Below are 20,103 nucleotides of genomic sequence, written 5' to 3' on the forward strand. Positions count from 1 at the left end.
CGCGGTTCAGCCCGTTAACTGCGGCGATATGTTCCGGAAAAAAGACCGCTGAGCCAAAGGTAAATTCAGCGCGACTTGTGGATTTTCGGTTGTTTTACAATAAGGTGGAAAGCTCCTGCTGAAATCTGCTCACAAGAATTACCCTTCTGCCGTTACCGGCTGAAACGTACGGCGATTGAGGCTGGTGAAGATCACCAGCAATGCCATCAACACCAGCTCAACGCCGAGCGTGCCGGTGATTGCCGCCAGATGATTGCCGTGCGTATAGATCTGCGTGAATACACCGCCCAGCAGCATCGGGCCTAAACCTAACGCCGATTGCTGAACCGTCGACAGCACCGCGCTGCCCGCGCCCGCCTGATGATGCGGCACGCCGCTCATGCCAATGCGGTAGAAGGTGCTGACGATAAACGACTGACCAAAGCCAATCAGCACCGTCGCGGGAATCAGGGTGAAAATACCGACCTGCGGCCAGGCGAGTTGCAGCGTGGCGATCAGGGCCAGCAACCCAACCATCTGAATGCCGCAGCCCATCAACAAGGCGCCGCGCTTACCTAAACGCTCAACGATGCGCGTGGATTGCATCGCCCCGATAAAATAGGCCACGCCCAATGCGATAAACGCATTCCCGGACTGAAACGCCGTCAGCCCTAAACCGGCCTGCAGCGTCAGCGCCACTGAGAACATAAAGCCGCTCCAGCAGGAGAAAAACAGCACCGCTAGCGTCAGGCCAAAACGCACGCTGGGCAGACGCAGCAGTGAAGGCGGCAGCAGCGGCGCGCCATTTGCCGCTTCCAGTCGCAGCGAACTCTGGCGCAGACGATGCAGAAACAGCGGGAATAGCACCAGCAGCAAGATGCACGGCCACGACCAATGCAGTAGCGGGCCGAGCGCCAGTGCCAGCATCAGACAACCAATCGCGCCCGCCAGCAGCAACGTCCCGCTAACATCCACCGGCACGCGCTGCGTGTTATGCGTTTCCGGCACAAAGCGGCGCGCGGTGATCAGCACAAACAGGCAAATTGGCAGGTTAATCAGGAACACGCTGCGCCAGCCGTAGCCGCCGATATCCGCTTTGATGAGAAATCCGCCCAACACCTGACCGATGATAAAGGCCAGCCCGCCAATGCCGCCGTACAAACCGATGGCGCGCGCATGCGCTCTGCCCTTCAGCGTGATGTGCAGCGTGGCAAGGATTTGCGGCACGATAAAGGCCGCGCCTACACCTTGCAGCGCGCGGGCAAACATCAACAGGCCGACGCTGTTGGCGATGCCGCATAATAAAGATGCAATACCGAAGATCCATACTCCGGCAAGGAACACGCGGCGGCGGCCGTAGTTATCCCCGAGGCGACCGCCCATCGCCAGGCAGATGGCAAAGGCGATGCCGTAGACCGCGACGATCAGCGCCAGCTCAATCGCCGTGGCCTGCAACGAGTGGGCCATCGCGTCTAACGCTACGTTAACGATAGAAAAATCAATCATGGGCAGCAGTTGCCCGGCAAGCAGGACCATCAATCCTGTGCGCTGAAGTTGCGATGTCTGCATCGGTTTTACCTTGTTTTTGCTATCAGTACGGCATAGCATCACCTAACCGTTAAACGGGTACCAGTTCTTGATTATCATGGTATAAATACTACCCGTCTTGTCGAAGGATCTGCTTATGAGCCTGGCATCTGCGCCTGTTACCACCGAACAAAACAACCGCAAATTACTCGGTACATTTCTGCGCACGCGCCGGGAAAATCTCGATCCTAACCGACTCGGTTTGCCACGCATGCGCCATCGCCGCACGCCGGGTTTACGCCGCGAAGAAGTCGCGCAGTTAGCGGATGTTGGCGTGACCTGGTATACGTGGCTGGAACAGGGACGCGATATCAAAGCCTCGCCGAAAACCCTGACGGCGATTGCTAGCGCGTTGCAGTGCAACGATGTGGAAACGCAGCACCTGTTTTCGCTCGCCGGACATGCGTTACCTTCGGTGCGCGTGGTGGCCGCCTGCTGCAAAATTGCCGCGCACAATCAGCAGATGCTCGACGCGATCCAGTTACCGGCGATTATTGAGACGCCGCGCTTTGATATTATCGGTTACAACGCCGCGTGGTGTGCCTTGATGGGCGTGGATTTAGCCAAAATCGCGCCAGAAGATCGCAACTGCATCTGGCTGGCCTTCAATCACCCAACCTGGCGCAAAGCGCTGAATGACTGGGATGAAGTGATGCCGCAGATGGTGGCGATGTTTCGCGGGCAGATGGGCGAGCACCTTGGCGATCCGCACTGGGAAAGCTTTCTTGCTCGCTTGCTGAACAGTTCAGATGAGTTTGCTCACACCTGGCAGCGCTATGAATTGGGCCAGGTGGAGAATCGCGTGAAACGCTTTTACCGCGACGAAGTGGGTGAAATGACGCTGCGGCAAAATAACTGGTGGTCGGCGTCACGCAACGGCGATCGCCTGCTGGTGTATGTGCCGGACGATGAAACCAGCGCCGCGGCACTGCAGCAGTTGATCAATCCCTGATGCGTTAGGCCTTGCTGGTCAGCGCCGGAACCGGTGTCTGCGGGTGGGTGCCCTTCTGGCTGGTTAACAGAATCTGACCCAACAAGCTGTCTTTGTTTACCACGCCATATTTCAGGTTGGTGTCGAGATATTTGCGATCAAATCCCGTCAGTTTGGTTAGCGGCGGCAACACTGCCGGCAGACGATCCACCATCAGCATGCGGCTCAGCTTTACCGGACGCCACTCTACCAAACTTTGATACAGCAACGCGCTGGCTTCGCATTTACGCAGATAGAAGTTGTACTGATTGTTCTCACGCAGCGCCTGCTGCTGGGCGATATACACCACCAGATAATCCGGTGGCGTGATGCCCTGAACAATGGTTTCGTAATTGGGCAGCGCGAGTAGACGACGGAAAAATTCGTCGGCACCCACTTCAACAATCGGACGGAAAAAGTGCAGCCAGCGTGCAATAAAGGCGTTATTTTTCGGCGCGGCCAGGAACCAGGATTCAATCACCGGATAGGCTTTATCCAGCGTCGAACTGTCGCGGTAAAAGGCGATCAGGTCATACTCATCGTGAATATTCACCGCCAGCAATTCGTCCATTGTGCGGTTGAGAATGATGGTGGCATCCATCCAGATTCCGCCATAGCGATGCAGCAGTTCCAGCCGAATCACGTCACTTTTATGTGAAGGTCGCATATCCTGATGCACGAAGTGCAGATCGGGCAGATAGTGCTGAATATTCAGGTTATTGATGACGGTTACTTGATAGGCGGGATTTTCACGCACGATTTTATCGACAAAAATCTGCACTTCTTTCGGCAGCGTTTCACTTTCCCAGTACATCCAAATCTGACGCGGAATGGCAGCGGGCGCGGTCTGGCGTGCAACCAAATTAATATCCTGCTCTGCGGCAGGATTGTAATCAGGCAGCGTTCTGCGTTTGGTCAGCTTTTTTTCCGCCAGTAAACCTAATGAAACCAGATGGGTTTTGAATTTATTCTTTTTCATCGTTTCTCCAGCAGCACAGCCGCCAGTTAACTACTTATTGCTGTTAAAAAGGCACACATCAGCCCTGCACCTAATGCTGCAGAAAGCCGACAAAAGCCCGGAAAATTGGCTCAAAATTATCAAACAGTACTCAGCGCGACAATTTAATAAACCGCTAAAAACTCACTTTAAGAGAATACGTAGAGCGCCGGGTTTGCGGGATCTGACTTTGTGAAACGTTACGCAAAGCTGAACATCTTAGGTGAACGGTTAAAAATAATACTGGATATATAAACAGTGTTGCGTATACTTATTCAACAGCTACAAGGCTGAGTAAGTCTGCAAGAGGTGATAATGATGATGATCTCAACGGAAAGTCTGTCTGCTTTGAATGCATCAATGATGATGAGCAGCCGCGAAATTTCCCATGTCACGGGTATTACGCACGGCGAAGTGAAGCGCCTGGTGAAAAGCCTGGAAACCGCACAGCGTCTTTCCCAGCCTTTGACGGTGAATCTCTATGAGCATCAGGGTGAAGTGCGTCAGGAGTTTCATCTTAACAAGCGCGATTCATTACTTGCCGTTGCCCGGCTTTCGCCTGGCTTCACTGCGGAAATACTCGATCTTTGGCAGCAGCGCGAACAATTTACCCATCTGCCTGATTTCACCAATCCGGCGGAAGCGGCCCGCGCCTGGGCGGAGCAATTTGAGCAGCGCCGGGCGGCTGAGCAGCAACTGGCGTTGTCGGCACCTAAGGCTGAATTTTTTGATCGCTTTGTCGAGATCGAAGATTCACTCGGCTTTCGTCAGCTGTGCAAGATGTTGAAGGTGAAGGAAACTGAGTTTCGTGAGTTTTTGTTAGAACGCAACATCATGTATCGCGAAAAAGGCATGCTGGCACCGCAGCAGCACCATATACAGGCGGGATATTTCACCCTGCGCTCTGGACGTGGCGAGAATCAGCATGCTTTCTCCCAAGCGCGTTTCACCGCCAAAGGCGTGAAATGGGTGGCCAGTTTATGGGCGGGACATCTGTCGGCTCAGCCGAAAGGTGTGGCTGCGTAGGATGTGCGCAGGCATCGTCGCGGGGCAATGTTTTTGCCTCATGTTAGTTAAGCGTGAATTGGTCGCCATGAATGGCAACCCTACAGCGGTTTGGCATTGGATTTCGTAGGGTGCGCATTCATGCGCACCGGCATACATATGCATTTCATCGCTTAAACGAGCGGTAATACGCTATAGATGTTTACTCAGTGAATTACAGTGTCATCAGCATCTCATGCCACGCCATGCCGCCGTGGTCTGACTCGGACGGTTTGACGTAGTGATAGCCCCATTGTTTATACAGCTCAACGTGCTGGGTTTTGCACATCAGATGAATGGTGCGCTTATCCATGTTCTTCATCAGGTTGATAAACTGGCGCATCAGCAGCGACGCATAACCTTTGCCCTGATAAGCGGGATCAAGCACCACCGACATAATCACGGCGTTGGGTGCCGCAGGATCATGCCCGATTAACTCTTTGAACGCTTCATCCGACATCACCACATCCCACGCGCATCCGGCGTTGATAAAACCAATCACCTTGCCGTCGGTTTCCAGACATAAAAACCCCTGCGGATACTGCGCAATGCGGGTGGCAATTTTTTCACGCGTGGCGGCTTCATCCCCTTCGTAAGCCTCAATTTCGATCGCATAACAACGATCCACATCTGCCAGCCTGGCTTCTCTAAACACTAACGTCGACACAACTCAACCTCTTCGATTCCCCTCTGAACGGCGGTCATTCTAACAGGCCAAATGTTCCATTGCGCACAAATACGCCCCTCAAACCGTAGGGTCGCCATTCATGGCGACCGTTAGAATATTTACTCCAGCCCTTTCCCCAACTCTAAATAAAATCTATTAAATTTTTATAACTCTCAGCGCCTTTTTTACGACATTTTTACGGGTTGGTCGGCTAGATTAATTTCATCGACAGCCCTGAAGGATTCGGAGAGGTAGCGCGAGATGAAAAGTATCGAACTCACTAACATTGGTTCAATTAATAGCGTATCGGCGGTTGCTGACCTGGCAGAACAACAACGCATTAAAATGTTGTCACCCCGCAAATGGTTTAAAGGTGTGTTCTCGATCAACACAGATAAAAGGTTACTGAATACTCACTTCTTATTTTCGACATTGAGCCATCACGATAGCGATAAGCGACATATTGCCTTAGCGTTGCGCGGCAGCCTGTGTTTTGGTGTTTACCGTAATGAACGCCAGATTGGTTTCGCGCGTATCGTCACCGATTTAGCCGGTACCGCAATTATCCGGGATATTTATATTTCCCCGGAATACCGTTTTATCGGATTGGGATCATGGTTGCTGAGCTGCTGCCTGACACATCCGGCGATGCTGAAGAGCCAAACTGTCATTGGCTGGGGCAGCGACGCCTCACTATTCCTGATGAAGAATGGCTTCAAACCGATTGAAAATATGCCGGAAATGCACGTTGTGCAGGTTCATCCGCATAACGTTAGCGGTCAACACGCACCAATCCATTAACGCCTGTGAGCGTAAATCATGAGCGGCATGCTGCAATATCTACTGCGCCAACCTCTTTTAAATTCTCTGCCAACTATTCATGGGCAGATTAAGCAACGGGTCAAAACTATGTCAGGCTTGATTTTGGTATCACACAATCAAAATAATCACTCAACGCTTTCTAACATTTATGAAAGCATATTGACGCGTCGCGGTGGCATGTGGGTGAAGTGGAGTGGCGAGTTTGAATCTTTTACCACTGAACCTCATCGTGAGCTAAATTTTACTAGCGGCAAAGCATTCGACACACTGACATTCCGCTTAACCAAAGCAGAATATGAAGAAGGTTATCATCAATATATTCATCAGGGATTGTGGCCGGTATTTCATCAGCGCCCCGATATGGCGCGTTTTTCCACCAGCAGCCAAATCGGTTATATGAAACTGAATGAAACCTATACGCGCGCCATCAGTGAATATGCCATGCCTGATGATGATATTTGGCTGCAGGATTATCACCTGACTCCCAGCATTAAAATGCTGCGCGATGCCGGCCTGATAAATCGTATCGGCTTCTTTTTCCATCAGCCTTTCCCGGCGGGACAATCCTTCGAATCGGTGCCGAACTGGCGCTATCTGGCCGATTCATTACTGTGCGCCGATTTGATTGGTTTCCAGACCACTCATGACATGAACAATTTCACCGCCTGGGTTGAATCCCGCTTCCGTTGCGAACGTCAAACGCCTTACACGCTGCGTATTCATGGTCGCCAGATTCGCGTAGGCGTTTTCCCGGTGGGAATTGATACCGTGGAAACCAGCGCGCTTGCCGAAAGCAACAGCTGCCAGTATATGGAGCAGCAATGTCGCGAAACCTTACCGGAGAATCTGATCCTCAGCGGCGGCCATTTTGACGACAGCACCGGCACGCCCTACCGCATCAGCGCGATAGAAGTTTTACTGCGTCAACACGAGGAGTATCACCACAAGTTTTCCATGGTGCAGCTGGCTTCTGCGGCGTCAGGTTACAGCCATCGCATCAAGGAATTGTCGCGCGATTTAGAAACCCGCTGCGGCGAAATGAACGGCGTGCATGGCGAGCTGAACTGGTATCCGGTGAGTTATTTGAGCAACCATTATTCGCATGAAGAACTGTGCGGATTTTACCGTGCGGCGCGCGTGGCGCTGGTCACACCGCTGATAGCCGGGATGAGTTTGATGGCGAAAACCTATGTGGCGGTGCAGGATCATGCCAATCCCGGCGTGCTGATTCTGTCGCAGTTTGCCGGCGCCGCCGAACAGATGCAGGGCGCGCTATTGGTGAATCCCTACGATCCCGACGCCATCGCCGATGCCATTCATACCGCGCTTATCATGCCGCTTTCGGTGCGTCGCGAACGTCACGCCAGCCTGATAAAAAATCTGCATCTGCATGATTGCCACAAATGGGCCGAAAGCTTCATCAACGCGCTGCAGCCGCGAGAGCAGGAATGTGATTTAACGCTAAAGTCGGGTGCGCTGATTTCCAATGGTTTTAGTGGGCGACTGCGTTATTAATCCAATATGCAAGAGGCCGCCTGCGGGCGGCCAACATGCATGAACTTTAACGCGCAAATTTTCGCGAACCGATGACGCAGAGAATGACGCCAAGCGTGACAGCTATCATCAGCGGGCTGACGCTCTCGTGCAGCAACGAAGCCGACAGACCCAGTCCAAAAAATGGCTGGAGCAACTGTAGTTGCCCGACAGCGGCAATTCCACCAATAGCGAGCCCTTTGTACCAGAAGATAAAACCAATCAGCATACTGAAAAGCGAGACATAGCCCAGCGCAAGCCAGGCTGAAGTGCTGATGTGGCTCAGGGATTCAGGCAAGGTCAAATATGACGCGATCAACACAAAAGGCAGTGAAATAATCAGCGCCCAACTAATCACTTGCCAGCCTCCCAGCTCACGCGACAGTTTTGCCCCTTCGGCATAGCCCAGGCCGCAGATGATCACTGACGCGAGCATCAGCAGATCGCCTTTGAGTAATACGGCAGCAAGATGAGAAAACGCAAAGCCCACAACCAGCAAACTGCCGCAGAGGGAAAAGAGCCAGAAAGCGCGTCGCGGTCGTTCACCACCACGAATGACGCCAAAGACGGCGGTTGCTAGCGGAAGCAACCCGAGGAAAACGATCGAATGTGACGAAGTTACGTGCTGCAAAGCCATGGCGGTCAGCAACGGAAAACCGATCACCACGCCCAAAGAGACGCTCAAGAGTGAGAAGAGTTGGCTGGGATCAGGTCGCTTTACCTTAAACAAACAGATCAACATGAGCGCCAACACACCCGCTATCGATGCGCGGATAAAAGTCAGGAAAAACGGGTCGATGTCCTGAACGGCAATGCGCGTTGCTGGTAGCGATCCGCTGAAAATAATCACACCCACCAGGCCGTTGAGCCAACCTGACATTGCCTCAGGACGCGTCTTTTGTATCACCACGTTAAACCTCTTTCAGTAGCTGAGTGAAGGCAATTTACTCCTTCATGAATTGACGCTACGGAGGATAAACGCCATGATCCAGAACAATCAAAATATTGTCATGGATACATTCGGTGAGAGCACGTTATAAGGATGTGGTTGACGAATACGCAGCGGCTATACGCAGCGGAGAATTGTCGGCAGGCACGCGCCTGCCAACCCATCGCGCGCTGGCGGCGGAAAGACGGATCTCACTAGCAACCGCTACACGCGTCTACGCTGAACTTGAAACAATCGGGCTGGTCAGCGGTGAAACCGGACGCGGGACTTTCGTCCGGGAAATTTCTTTGCCTCTGGGTCTCGGTGTCGATCAGCATGTGGTTGCAACCGATGTGGTGGACCTCAATTTCAATTATCCCGCATTGCCCGATCAGGCCGATCGCCTGCGCGATGCCCTGCGCAATCTCTCCAATGCGGGGGATATTGAATCGCTGCTGCGTTATCAGCCGCATGCCGGGAAAGAGAGCGACCGGCATACCATTGCATCATGGCTTAGCTCAACCGGGATCACGCCTTCGGCTGATGGCGTTCTGATTGTCAATGGCGCACAGCACGGCCTTACCATTGCGGTGATGGGATTGCTAAAACCCGGCGATGTTGTGGCGGTAGACGCGTTGATTTATCCCGGCTTTAAGGCGCTGGCGGCGCTTTATCATCTTGAACTTGCCGCCATACCTGCTGGGCCAGACGGTCCTGATTTCAATGCATTAAAACAGATTTGTCAGCGCAGACGCGTCCGTGCGATTTATACCATGCCTACGTTGCACAACCCGCTTGGCTGGGTTCTGGGTGCTGCTCAGCGCAGAGAGCTCGCCCTGATTGCCCGAACATTTGATCTTCTGGTAATTGAGGATGCCGCCTATGCTTATCTGGTGCCTCGTCCGCCGCCGCCAATGGCTTTTTATGCCCCTGAAAGGACACTTTATGTAACCGGCTTTGCGAAAAATATCGCTACCGGGTTGCGCGTCGGCGCCGTCGTCTGCCCCGCTGGCATGCGTGCAGCGCTTGAGCGCGCTATTCGTGCCACTACGTGGAATACCCCTTCTCTGATGGTCTCGTTAGTGTGTGGCTGGATTAAGGATGGGACGATCAAACGTCTGGAAACACTGAAAAGACGGGATGCTCGTGAACGCCAGTCGATCGCCCGCCAGATTCTTGCGCCCGAGGATTTTATCAGCCATCCCAACTCTTATTTTCTCTGGCTACCGTTGCCATGCGAAGTCAGGGCTGAACGGGTGGTACAGCGTTTAATCCACCAGCAGATCTCGGTATCTTCGGCTGAACCGTTCAGTACCTCAATCAATGTGCCGCATGCCATTCGTCTTGCGTTGGGATCGGTCAGCAAGGATAAACTGCGGCTTGCCGTGGCGGCGGTGAAAGAGACTATCGATTATGAAAGAGACCTATAAAAACACAGTCTCATCGCGTTATTGCGCCGCCGGGAAATTACGCTTAATGGGCGCAAACGCTTCCACGCTTTTGCCCAGCAGACGCTGCGGACGGAAATCGCTCAGCAGCTCACTTGCCACATCACCGATCAGCTCTTCAGCCACCAGCTTGCCAATCAATGGCGAAAGGGTGATACCGCTGTGTGTCACCGCCACATAGACGCGATGATGCGCTGTGACATAGCCCAGCGCCGGTAAACCATCGGCAGGTCGTGCGCGTTGCCCCACCACAATCTGTTCAATCTGCAACTCGCCCGCATCCGCAAACAGCGCGTAATAACGCTCGCGGAACTGCGCGGCGATGTCGCTGGTGATTGAGGGTGGCGCAGCAGAATCGGCCAGGTGATCCAGCTCTAAGGCTTGCAGCAGCAAACGTCCGCCGCCGTCCGGGCGTACGTTGAGTTGCGGAGAGATAAGGTTGGCATTGAGCGACAGCGGCTGCGGCGCGGTGCGCACCAGAAAACTACAAGCCACCGCGTTCGGTTTGCTGGTATCCAGCAACGCCAGATTGAGTCCCAGTGAATTCAGCAGCTGATTGGCCCAGCGTCCGGTGGCTAACACGATACGATCGCCCTGCCACTGCTCACCGTTTTCCAGCTGCAGCGTAACCCGATCGGCACTTTCGCTGATGCTATTGATGCGCTGATGCTGGTACAGCACCGCGCCGCGCGCTTTGGCTTCTGACCATAAGCGCGCCAGATAGAGCGCCGGATGCAGCACCGATTCGGTTGGGAAATGCCACACGCTGCCGCTGATGGCCTGCGCCCGCAGCTCCGGAATATCACGCAGCACATCTGCGGGCGACGCTTGACGCGCCGCGTAACCCGCCGATTGCAGCGACGTGGCGCGCTGCAGCAAACGTTGCTGCGCATCGCCTTCGGCGGCCCATTCCCATGTACCGCCGGTTTCCAGCCAGCGCAACCCGTTCGGCTGCGCGTGCTGCAGTTTGAGATGCTCTTCCATCGAGAGCGCATTAAGCAGGTGATAACTTTGCGGCTGTTTGCCATTGGAGTTCACCCAGGCAAACGTGGTGCTGCTGGTGCCCGCACCAATGTGTTGTTGTTCGAAAACGGTGACGTCAACGCCCTGCAACGCCAAGGCGCGCGCCACCGCTAATCCGATAACGCCGCCGCCAATAATTGCAATTTTCTGTGCTGTCATGATGGGCTCCTGAATTAAGTGCCGATATCATAACAGCCTGGCCGAGCGAAAATTGCTATGGCTAAATAGGGATTATTGCGCAGGATATAAGAATTTCATCTTAATCCGGATGTTTAAATTATACCGATGTCAGAATCTTCCCATCGGCAAAATAGGCCAGTAAATTCTCCAGCACATTATTGGTCATTTGCGCACGCGTTTCGTGGGTTGCGCTGGCAATATGCGGCGTTAACAGCACATTATCCAGTTCACGCAGCGCGGAATTAATTTTCGGCTCATCCGGATAAACATCCAGCGCCGCCCCTTTAATGATTCCCTGCTGCAAGGCAGCGATTAGATCGGGTTCATTGATTACCGTGCCACGCGCGATGTTGATGACTACGCCTTCTTTGCCGAGCGCCGCCAGCACCTTCGCGTTGACCAGCTGCAAATTCTCTTTACTGCCCGGCAGTGCCAGCACCAGAAAATCGCTAAAGGCGGCGAGTTGTTCGATGGTGTCACAGCGCTTATAGCTGACGTCTTTCGCCGAACGCGCGGTATACGCCACTTCCATACCAAAGGCTTCGGCACGGCGCGCAATGGCTAAACCAATTGCGCCCAACCCAGCGATACCGATTCTTTTTCCGCTGGCACGGCTGGAGAGTTCAACGCCGTTATTTTCCCATGCCCCGGATTTCGCAAACTGATGGTAAGCCACCAAATTGCGCGAGAACGCCAGCGTTAACGTCATGGCCAAATCGGCGACATCATCAGTCAGAATGTCACGAGTAATGCTGACCTGAATATCCTGTGCAGCAATATATTTGAGGTCGATACGATCGGTGCCGACGCCGAATACCGCAATGGCTTTACATTCCGGCAGTTGCTCCAGCAGTGCAGTTTCCACCCCGACATCGCCGCGCGTAACAATGGCGTTGATCGCTTTGCCATGCTGCTGGATAAATAGCATTGCGTCATGCTGCTCATATAAACGATGGCAATGGAAATGTTGCGTGAGCTTTTCATCTAACTGCGGCATTAGCGGCTGAATAATCAGCACGGCAGGTTTAGTATTCGTCATTTTATTTTCCATTAGCGGTATTTATTTACCACCAGCCTAACGGAGTTATTTATGTTACGGCGTTGCTGTTACTTTTTTCGCCGATAAGATCACGCGGAAATAGATGGCATGCCGTGCAGCAGCGTAATGATTTAATCGTTGCTAAATGAGAAAACGAAACTTATCTAATGCGCTTACTGTCATCGGTAAACCCTGGCGTAATAACGAATCCAGATAAACCGTAACGCCCATTGCTGGTTGTCTAAAACTCGCGCGTTGCGCATTCACTGCCTTCAAAACCAGCGCCTGATTTAAGTCGAACAGATCCATGATGAATTCGTCAGGATGAAGAGCTTCAATTTCAAATTCAGCCATGAGTTTTCTCGGGAAATCCTTCAGGTTCATTGTGACAATCACTTCAGCTTTACACCGTATAGCGGCAGCGACAACATGGCAGTCATTGGAATCAGGTAATGTAATGCCAGAAATAAGCGGTTCAAATCCCGATACCATTGCATCTGGAAGCGCTTTATTCATCAATGTCTGCGTGCGCGCCAACTGATCTTCAGCAATATCTGGTCTGTTAGTGCGTAAATTACGCTTCCATTCATCCTGAATGGTGGCCGTCCATTTTGGCTGGTAGAGCCCCGTCAGACCGAGGCGAAGCAGTACATCGCGCAGTATGGATGGATACAACACACATGCATCCAGTACCACGGCATAGGGTGAATGGTTCATCAGTAGAAATTGAGATCCTGTCCCTGGTCTGCCAATTCCTGCATTGCATCATTGCTCTCTTGCGCACGCTTGTCTTTAAACTGCATAAGATCCGCAAAAAGCACGCGACGATGGCGACCTGTTTTATGGTACGGAAGCTGACCTTGCTCTAACAGTTTCACCAAATGCGGGCGTGAAACGTTTAAAATATTTGCCGCTTCCTGCGTAGTTAATTCAGCGTGAACAGGCACAACCTGAACCGCATTTCCCACCGCCAACTCGCCCAAAACAGCCATGAGTAGTGTCAGGGCAGACGTTGGCAGCTCAATCTGATGAGTTTCGTTGTGCGCATCCTGAATCGATATTTTTTGCGTTTCCTGCTTGGTGGATAGATAAGTTGCGAGCTCCCTCTGCCCACGCAAAGCGGCCTCAATCTCCTTCGGAGCCGGAAGGCTCAAGCTATCCAGAATTGTGTGTTTCATGCGTTTTCCAATTGATAGTTTGTGGTTTCAAATTGCAGTCACCGAATGATAATCGCAATAAACGAAACAATCAATATTCGAAATAAACGAAATGCTCTCTCTTTAGCCGACGCTTGAGCATTACTTCTCTACGTAATTCTCATCCATTATCGGGTTTGGAGTGGTTTAACCACGCTGCCCTCGCTGGCAAACTCACCTTCCGCAGTCTACGGTTAATCAAAAAGCATAATAATTTCATCAACCATGGATAGCCATTATGACCACCCATGTCGATAGCACAGCGCATCAGACAAGCGAACTGCTTCAGCTGCAGCAAATTTTACAGGCGCATCTCGAACATTTACTGCCTGCAGGACAGCAAAGCGATCGCGTGCGTGCCGCGATGCGTGCCGGTACGCTGGCGCAGGGCAAGCGCATCCGTCCTTTATTACTGATGCTGGCAGCGCGCGATATGGGTTGCGAGCTGACGCAAAATGGCATTCTCGATCTCGCCTGTGCCGTGGAAATGGTGCACGCGGCATCGCTGATTTTGGATGACATCCCGTCAATGGATAACGCGCAGATGCGCCGTGGTCGCCCAACCGTGCATCGCGAGTTTGGTGAAAACGTGGCGATTCTCGCCGCCGTCGCGCTGCTGAGCCGCGCATTTGAAGTGATTGCCATTGCACCCGATTTGCCTGCGGTGCACAAATCTGAAGCGATTGCCGAACTCTCCGCCGCCGTGGGCCTGCAGGGATTAGTGCAAGGGCAGTTTCAGGATCTGCACGACGGCACCCAGAGCCGCAGTCCGGAAGCGATCGCCTTGACCAATGAACTGAAAACCAGCGTGCTGTTTCGCGCCACGCTGCAAATGGCGGCGATTGCCGCTGACGCTTCACCGCAGGTGCGGCAACGTCTTAGCTTCTTTGCTCAGGATCTGGGCCAGGCATTTCAGCTGCTCGACGACCTCGCCGACGGCTGCAAACACACCGGCAAAGATGTGCATCAGGATCAGGGTAAATCCACGCTGGTACAGATGCTCGGGGCTGACGGCGCAGAACGTCGTCTGCGCGATCATCTGCGCAGCGCCGATGCACACCTTGCCTGCGCCTGCCATCGCGGCATCGCCACTCGCCAATACATGCACGCGCTGTTTAATCAACAGCTAGCGATGTTCAACTGAGCGCGGCTAAGCCGTTGGGCCACTTTGCGGTGATCGCGCCGCCGCTTTATAGCCACTTTCACGCGTTGCAGGCGTTAGCACAAACGCTGCTGGCGCGTGGCCATCGCATCACCTTCATCCAGCAAGCCGACGCCCGCACTTTGCTCAGCGACGAACGCATTAATTTCGTTGCAGTAGGCCAGCAAACGCATCCGGCCGGTTCGCTGGCGCCCGTACTGCATCGGCTGGCTTCGCCGGGCGGCCTGTCGCTGTTTCGCGTAATCAACGATCTCGCCTCCTGCACCGATATGCTGTGCCGCGAACTGCCAGCGGTACTGAAATCATTGAACATTGATGGTGTGATCGCCGATGAAATGGAAGCAGCAGGCGGATTGGTCGCTGAAGCGCTGCATCTGCCGTTTGTTTCGGTAGCCTGCGCCTTGCCGGTCAATCGTGAAGCCAGCATTCCGCTGCCGGTGATGCCCTTCCGTTATGCTCAGGATGAAAAAGCGCTGAAACGTTTTCAGGCTAGCAGCGATATCTATGATCGCATCATGCGTCGTTACGGCGACGTCATCCTCAAACACGCGCGGGCGTTCAATTTGACGGAGCGGCGCGGATTGCATCAGTGCCTTTCACCGCTGGCACAAATCAGCCAGATGGTGCCCGCCTTTGATTTTCCGCGTCAGCAACTGCCGGCCTGCTATCACGCCGTCGGACAACTGCGCGCGCCGCTTGCGGCAGCGCCGCTCAATGCGCCCTGGCCGGCGCTGCGCCAGCCGGTGGTTTACGCCTCGCTGGGTACGCTGCAAGGCCATCGCTTCCGCCTGTTTTTGCATCTGGCACAGGCGTGCCGCCGCCAGCAACTTTCTCTGGTGATCGCTCATTGTGGGGGATTGAACGCCGATCAGGTGCACAAGTTGCAACTGGCTGGTGCGGCGTGGGTGACGGATTTTGTCGATCAACGTGCCGCCCTGCAACACGCGCAGCTTTTTATTACTCATGCCGGATTAAACAGCGCGCTGGAAGCACTGGAATGCGGTACGCCAATGCTGGCGCTGCCCATTGCCTTTGATCAACCCGGCGTGGCAGCGCGCATTGAGTGGCATGGCGTTGGACGGCGCGCATCGCGCTTTAACCGCGTTCATCAACTGGAGCAGCATCTGCGACAATTACTTACCGACGATCGCTACGCGTTACGGATGTCAGCGATACAGGCACAGTTGCAGCGCGCAGGCGGTTGCCAGCGTGCGGCCGACATCGTCGAACAAGCGCTGTGCCAGCAACAAGTTGTGCTGGCGGAGGCCACCTGATGCGTGCGCACTACGATGTGATTCTGGTCGGTGCCGGACTGGCAAACGGTTTGATTGCGCTGCGTCTGCGGCAACTGCAGCCGCAGCTCAAATGCCTGTTGCTGGAGAGCGACGCACATCCGGCAGGCAATCATACCTGGTCATTTCATCAGAGCGATCTTAGCGCCGATCAGCTGCGCTGGCTGCAGCCGCTGATCACGGCGCGTTGGCCTGGCTATCAGGTGCGTTTTCCCGCGTTGCGCCGCAACCTGGACGGGGATTATTGTTCCATCGCGTCAGGCGATTTTGCCCGGCATCTACTCGCGGCGATGGGTGACGATCTGTGGACAAATGCTGCCGTTAAACAGGTAAAACCCACACAGGTGACGCTGGCGGATGGCCGTAAACTTGATGCGCAGGTGGTGATTGATGGCCGCGGCCTGCAGCCAACGCCGCATCTGCAGCTGGGCTATCAGGTGTTTCTCGGACAAGAGTGGAAGCTGGCGCAGCCGCACGGCCTGCAGCAGCCGATCCTGATGGATGCCACCGTCGATCAACAAGCGGGCTATCGGTTTGTCTACACGCTGCCGCTCAGTGCCGATCGGTTACTGATAGAAGATACCCATTACGTTAATCAACCTACGCTGGCGGAGAACTCCGCTCGTCAGCACATCGCTGACTATGCTAAACAGCAAGGTTGGCGGCCTGGCACGCTGCTGCGTGAAGAGCATGGCATATTACCGATTACCCTGAGCGGCGATATTGATCGATTCTGGCAACAGCAGCGCGGCCAGCCATGCAGCGGCCTGCGCGCCGGACTGTTTCACGCGACAACCGGTTATTCTTTACCGTCCGCCGTGGCGCTGGCGGAGTTGATAGCCACGCTGTTGCCCACCGATGCCCGCACGCTCAGTCAACACATCGAACGCTTTGCCCGTCAGCAGTGGCGCGAGCAGCGATTTTTCCGCCTGCTGAACCGCATGCTGTTTTTGGCCGGAAAGCCGCAGCAGCGCTGGCGTGTAATGCAACGTTTTTACCGGCTCAATGCCGGGTTAATTAGCCGCTTTTATGCCGGACAACTCCGTCTACATGATAAAGCGCGGATTCTTTGCGGCAAGCCGCCGGTGCCCATCGGTGAAGCGCTGCGCGCGCTGTTGAATTCTGTCGAACCAGGGAAGAAAAAATGAAACGCACTTATGTGATTGGCGCAGGCTTTGGCGGCCTGGCGCTGGCGATTCGCCTGCAAGCGGCGGGCATACCAACCACCTTACTCGAGCAGCGCGACAAACCGGGCGGACGCGCCTATGTGTTTGAAGATAGCGGCTTTACCTTTGATGCCGGGCCCACGGTGATCACCGATCCCAGCGCTATCGAAGAGTTGTTCACGCTGGCGGGAAAATCGCTAAGCGATTACGTCGAGCTGATGCCGGTCACGCCCTTCTATCGCCTGTGCTGGGAAGATGGCAAACAGCTCGACTATGACAACAATCAGCCGCTGCTGGAGCAGCAGATCGCGACCTTCAATCCACAGGATGTCGCCGGTTATCGTCAGTTCCTCGCCTATTCGCGCGAGGTATTCAAAGAGGGTTATCTGAAACTCGGCACGGTGCCGTTTCTGCAGGTGCGTGACATGCTGCGTGTTGCACCGCAGCTGGGACGTTTGCAGGCGTGGCGCAGCGTCTACAGCATGGTGGCGAAATTTATTCAGGACGATCACCTGCGGCAGGCGTTCTCCTTCCACTCATTGCTGGTGGGCGGTAATCCTTTTGCAACGTCATCGATCTATACCTTAATTCATGCGCTGGAGCGTGAATGGGGCGTGTGGTTTCCGCGCGGCGGCACGGGCGCGCTGGTAAATGGCATGGCGCGGCTGTTTGAGGATTTGGGCGGCGAACTGTTATTGAATGCCGAAGTGAGCCAGCTGGAAACCAGTGGCAGTCAGATTAGCGGCGTCCAGTTAAAGGATGGACGACGCTTCGATGCCGCAGCCGTAGCCTCCAATGCCGACGTGGTGCATACCTACGACAAACTGCTGCGCCATCATCCGAAGGCTAAGAAACGTGCGACATCGCTCAAGCGTAAGCGCATGAGCAACTCGCTGTTTGTGCTCTATTTTGGCCTTAATCAACCGCATGAACAGCTCGCGCATCACACCGTCTGTTTTGGTCCGCGCTATCGCGAATTGATTGATGAGATTTTTAATAGCAGCCAACTGGCAGAGGATTTTTCACTCTACCTGCACGCGCCCTGCAGCAGCGATCCGTCGCTGGCACCACCCGGCTGCGGCAGCTTTTATGTGTTAGCGCCGGTGCCGCATCTCGGCACCGCTGACATCGACTGGCAACAGGAAGGACCGCGCTTGCGCGATCGAATTTTTGCTTATCTGGAGCAGCACTACATGCCGGGATTACGTCAGCAATTAGTGACACACAGAATGTTTACGCCGTTTGATTTTCGCGACACGCTGCATGCCCATCACGGCTCGGCGTTTTCGCTGGAGCCAATTTTGACGCAAAGCGCCTGGTTCCGACCGCATAACCGCGATGCCGATATCAGCAATCTCTATCTGGTGGGTGCGGGTACGCATCCAGGCGCGGGCGTGCCCGGCGTAATTGGTTCCGCCAAGGCCACCGCTCAGCTGATGCTGGAGGATCGCGCTGAATGAATCGACAGCCTTTACTCGAGCAAGTGACACAAACCATGGCGGTGGGCTCGAAGAGTTTCGCCACCGCCGCCAAGCTGTTTGATGCACCGACACGCCGCAGCACGCTGATGCTGTATGCATGGTGTCGTCATTGCGACGATGTGATTGATGGGCAAACGCTGGGCGAAGGCGGCACGCAGCATGCCGTCGAAGATGCACAGGCACGCATGCAGCACCTGCAGATTGAAACGCGCCGCGCCTACAGCGGCGCGCACATGGATGAACCGGCGTTTAAAGCGTTTCAGGAAGTGGCGATTATTCACCAACTGCCGCAGCAATTGGCGTTTGATCATCTGGAAGGCTTCGCCATGGATGCCCGCGACGAACACTATGCCAGCTTCGACGATACGCTGCGTTACTGCTATCACGTCGCGGGCGTAGTCGGTTTGATGATGGCGCGCGTAATGGGCGTGCGCGACGAAGCGGTGCTCGATCACGCCTGCGATTTAGGCCTGGCGTTCCAGCTCACTAACATTGCGCGCGATATCGTCGAAGATGCCGAAAATGGTCGCTGCTATCTGCCGCAATCCTGGCTCGATCAGGCGGGATTACGCGCCGATACGCTGACAGCACCGCAACATCGTGCGGCGCTGGCCACGCTGGCAGCGCGTTTAGTGACGGAAGCGGAACCCTATTATCACTCAGCGCGGTCCGGCTTGCCGGGTTTGCCGCTGCGCTCGGCGTGGGCCATCGCGACGGCACGCGGTGTTTATCGCGAAATCGGGGTGAAAGTTCAGCACGCCGGTGTTCACGCCTGGGATTCACGACAGCGCACCAGCCGCGGCGAAAAACTGGCGCTGCTGGTGAAAGGGGCCGGCCTGGCGATCACTTCGCGTGTGGCTCGTCCGACGCCACGTCCGGCTGGTCTGTGGCAGCGTCCTCGTTGATTTTTCTCCCGTGGCGCTGACGCAGCGTGGCTTGCAGCTTATTGAGCGGTGGCGCGTAGAGGAAACCAAACGACACGCAGCCTTCACGCCCGCGCACTGCATGATGCATGCGGTGCGCCATGTATAAGCGCTTGAGATAGCCATTGCGCGGGATATAGCGAAACGGCCAGCGTTGATGCACCAGGCCATCGTGCACCATGAAGTAAAGCGCGCCGTAGGTCGTCATCCCGGCACCAATCCACTGCAGCGGCCACATGCCTTGCACGCCGACATAGATCAGCACGATCGCCAGCACCGCAAACACCACCGCATACAGATCGTTAAGTTCAAACTTGCCGCTGTGCGGTTCGTGATGCGACAAATGCCAGCCCCAACCCCAACCGTGCATGATGTATTTATGCGACATCGCCGCGACGATTTCCATCACCACCACGGTTGCCAGCAAGATAAGCACGTTCCATAACCAGATCATTGTTCGTCCATTTGTGGAAAAGGGAAATACTAAAGGTGGACGCGGATGAGCGATGGCGCAAGCGACAAATTTAATATGACCGCACTCGATAATCCGTCGACTTTACATCTCCCCACTCACTCGTTAGTATTGCCCTCCTTTCAGCAGTTAATCGCCGCTGCGTAAGCGTTAACGTCAACCAACGCACCATAAGCAGACTCGCTCTGCCTCAT

At 54.4% G+C, this 20,103-nt stretch carries 19 protein-coding genes; 10 read left to right on the top strand and 9 right to left on the bottom strand.

The features are described from left to right. Positions 1 to 138: 138 nt before the first annotated feature. Entirely contained in the window at positions 139 to 1,548 is a 1,410-nt protein-coding gene (locus K5Y32_RS11460) for an MFS transporter (RefSeq protein WP_222183892.1), read from the bottom strand. A gap of 115 nt (positions 1,549 to 1,663) precedes the next feature. Between K5Y32_RS11460 and K5Y32_RS11465 the strand changes: the two genes are divergently transcribed. Continuing rightward, complete coding sequence (locus K5Y32_RS11465) at positions 1,664 to 2,518, top strand: helix-turn-helix transcriptional regulator (protein ID WP_222183893.1); 855 nt, start codon at positions 1,664 to 1,666, stop codon at positions 2,516 to 2,518. Positions 2,519 to 2,522: 4 nt separating this feature from the next. Here K5Y32_RS11465 and K5Y32_RS11470 read toward each other — a convergent pair whose 3' ends face one another. Beyond that, entirely contained in the window at positions 2,523 to 3,515 is a 993-nt protein-coding gene (locus tag K5Y32_RS11470; RefSeq protein WP_222183894.1) for a glycosyltransferase family 32 protein, read from the bottom strand. Between the two features lie 336 nt (positions 3,516 to 3,851). Here K5Y32_RS11470 and K5Y32_RS11475 point away from each other — a divergent pair, with 336 nt between their 5' ends. Beyond that, positions 3,852 to 4,559, top strand: a complete 708-nt coding sequence (locus K5Y32_RS11475; RefSeq protein WP_222184313.1) for a phage antirepressor KilAC domain-containing protein — start codon at positions 3,852 to 3,854, stop codon at positions 4,557 to 4,559. A gap of 193 nt (positions 4,560 to 4,752) precedes the next feature. Here K5Y32_RS11475 and K5Y32_RS11480 read toward each other — a convergent pair whose 3' ends face one another. Continuing rightward, complete coding sequence (locus K5Y32_RS11480) at positions 4,753 to 5,244, bottom strand: GNAT family N-acetyltransferase (RefSeq protein ID WP_222183895.1); 492 nt, start codon at positions 5,242 to 5,244, stop codon at positions 4,753 to 4,755. A gap of 261 nt (positions 5,245 to 5,505) precedes the next feature. Between K5Y32_RS11480 and K5Y32_RS11485 the strand changes: the two genes are divergently transcribed. After that, positions 5,506 to 6,045: a GNAT family N-acetyltransferase gene (locus K5Y32_RS11485; protein ID WP_255602569.1), complete on the top strand. Its 540-nt coding sequence runs from the start codon at positions 5,506 to 5,508 to the stop codon at positions 6,043 to 6,045. A gap of 108 nt (positions 6,046 to 6,153) precedes the next feature. After that, on the top strand, positions 6,154 to 7,581 hold the full coding sequence (locus tag K5Y32_RS11490) for a trehalose-6-phosphate synthase (RefSeq protein ID WP_255602570.1): 1,428 nt from the start codon (positions 6,154 to 6,156) through the stop codon (positions 7,579 to 7,581). Between the two features lie 46 nt (positions 7,582 to 7,627). Here the strand turns inward: K5Y32_RS11490 and K5Y32_RS11495 are convergent, their stop codons facing one another. Next, on the bottom strand, positions 7,628 to 8,479 hold the full coding sequence (locus K5Y32_RS11495) for a DMT family transporter (RefSeq protein WP_222184319.1): 852 nt from the start codon (positions 8,477 to 8,479) through the stop codon (positions 7,628 to 7,630). A gap of 143 nt (positions 8,480 to 8,622) precedes the next feature. On the opposite strand from K5Y32_RS11495, the gene K5Y32_RS11500 reads away from it, so the two are divergent. Next, complete coding sequence (locus K5Y32_RS11500) at positions 8,623 to 9,957, top strand: PLP-dependent aminotransferase family protein (RefSeq protein WP_222183896.1); 1,335 nt, start codon at positions 8,623 to 8,625, stop codon at positions 9,955 to 9,957. Positions 9,958 to 9,975: 18 nt separating this feature from the next. Here the strand turns inward: K5Y32_RS11500 and K5Y32_RS11505 are convergent, their stop codons facing one another. From K5Y32_RS11505 to K5Y32_RS11520, 4 genes are all read right to left on the bottom strand, one after another. Then, positions 9,976 to 11,157: an FAD-binding oxidoreductase gene (locus K5Y32_RS11505; protein WP_222183897.1), complete on the bottom strand. Its 1,182-nt coding sequence runs from the start codon at positions 11,155 to 11,157 to the stop codon at positions 9,976 to 9,978. A 118-nt stretch (positions 11,158 to 11,275) separates the two neighbouring features. Next, positions 11,276 to 12,217, bottom strand: coding sequence for a 2-hydroxyacid dehydrogenase (locus K5Y32_RS11510; RefSeq protein WP_222183898.1), 942 nt, complete (start codon positions 12,215 to 12,217; stop codon positions 11,276 to 11,278). 141 nt (positions 12,218 to 12,358) lie between these two features. Continuing rightward, positions 12,359 to 12,934: a PIN domain-containing protein gene (locus K5Y32_RS11515; RefSeq protein WP_222183899.1), complete on the bottom strand. Its 576-nt coding sequence runs from the start codon at positions 12,932 to 12,934 to the stop codon at positions 12,359 to 12,361. Further along, positions 12,934 to 13,395 carry a helix-turn-helix domain-containing protein gene (locus tag K5Y32_RS11520; RefSeq protein WP_222183900.1) on the bottom strand — a complete coding sequence of 154 codons (462 nt, stop codon included), beginning with the start codon at positions 13,393 to 13,395 and terminating at the stop codon, positions 12,934 to 12,936. Before K5Y32_RS11520 ends, K5Y32_RS11515 begins: the two co-directional genes overlap by 1 nt. 256 nt (positions 13,396 to 13,651) lie before the next feature. On the opposite strand from K5Y32_RS11520, the gene K5Y32_RS11525 reads away from it, so the two are divergent. The 5 genes from K5Y32_RS11525 to crtB are packed head-to-tail and all read left to right on the top strand — an operon-like array spanning position 13,652 to position 19,419. Beyond that, positions 13,652 to 14,557 (top strand): polyprenyl synthetase family protein, encoded by a 906-nt coding sequence (locus K5Y32_RS11525; protein WP_101761112.1) that lies wholly within the window; start codon positions 13,652 to 13,654, stop codon positions 14,555 to 14,557. 14 nt (positions 14,558 to 14,571) lie between these two features. Next, positions 14,572 to 15,849, top strand: coding sequence for a glycosyltransferase (locus K5Y32_RS11530; protein ID WP_222183901.1), 1,278 nt, complete (start codon positions 14,572 to 14,574; stop codon positions 15,847 to 15,849). Then, positions 15,849 to 17,015 (top strand): lycopene beta-cyclase CrtY, encoded by a 1,167-nt coding sequence (gene crtY / locus K5Y32_RS11535; RefSeq protein WP_222183902.1) that lies wholly within the window; start codon positions 15,849 to 15,851, stop codon positions 17,013 to 17,015. Before K5Y32_RS11530 ends, crtY begins: the two co-directional genes overlap by 1 nt. Continuing rightward, complete coding sequence (locus K5Y32_RS11540; RefSeq protein ID WP_222183903.1) at positions 17,012 to 18,493, top strand: phytoene desaturase; 1,482 nt, start codon at positions 17,012 to 17,014, stop codon at positions 18,491 to 18,493. Before crtY ends, K5Y32_RS11540 begins: the two co-directional genes overlap by 4 nt. Continuing rightward, positions 18,490 to 19,419, top strand: coding sequence for a 15-cis-phytoene synthase CrtB (gene crtB, locus K5Y32_RS11545; protein ID WP_222183904.1), 930 nt, complete (start codon positions 18,490 to 18,492; stop codon positions 19,417 to 19,419). Before K5Y32_RS11540 ends, crtB begins: the two co-directional genes overlap by 4 nt. Here crtB and K5Y32_RS11550 read toward each other — a convergent pair. Next, entirely contained in the window at positions 19,358 to 19,891 is a 534-nt protein-coding gene (locus tag K5Y32_RS11550; protein WP_222183905.1) for a sterol desaturase family protein, read from the bottom strand. The genes crtB and K5Y32_RS11550 overlap by 62 nt on opposite strands. Between the last annotated feature and the right edge of the window lie 212 nt (positions 19,892 to 20,103).

Origin of the sequence: Pantoea sp. DY-15, assembly GCF_019795935.1 — a bacterium.
In the GTDB taxonomy this organism is placed as follows: domain Bacteria; phylum Pseudomonadota; class Gammaproteobacteria; order Enterobacterales; family Enterobacteriaceae; genus Pantoea; species Pantoea leporis.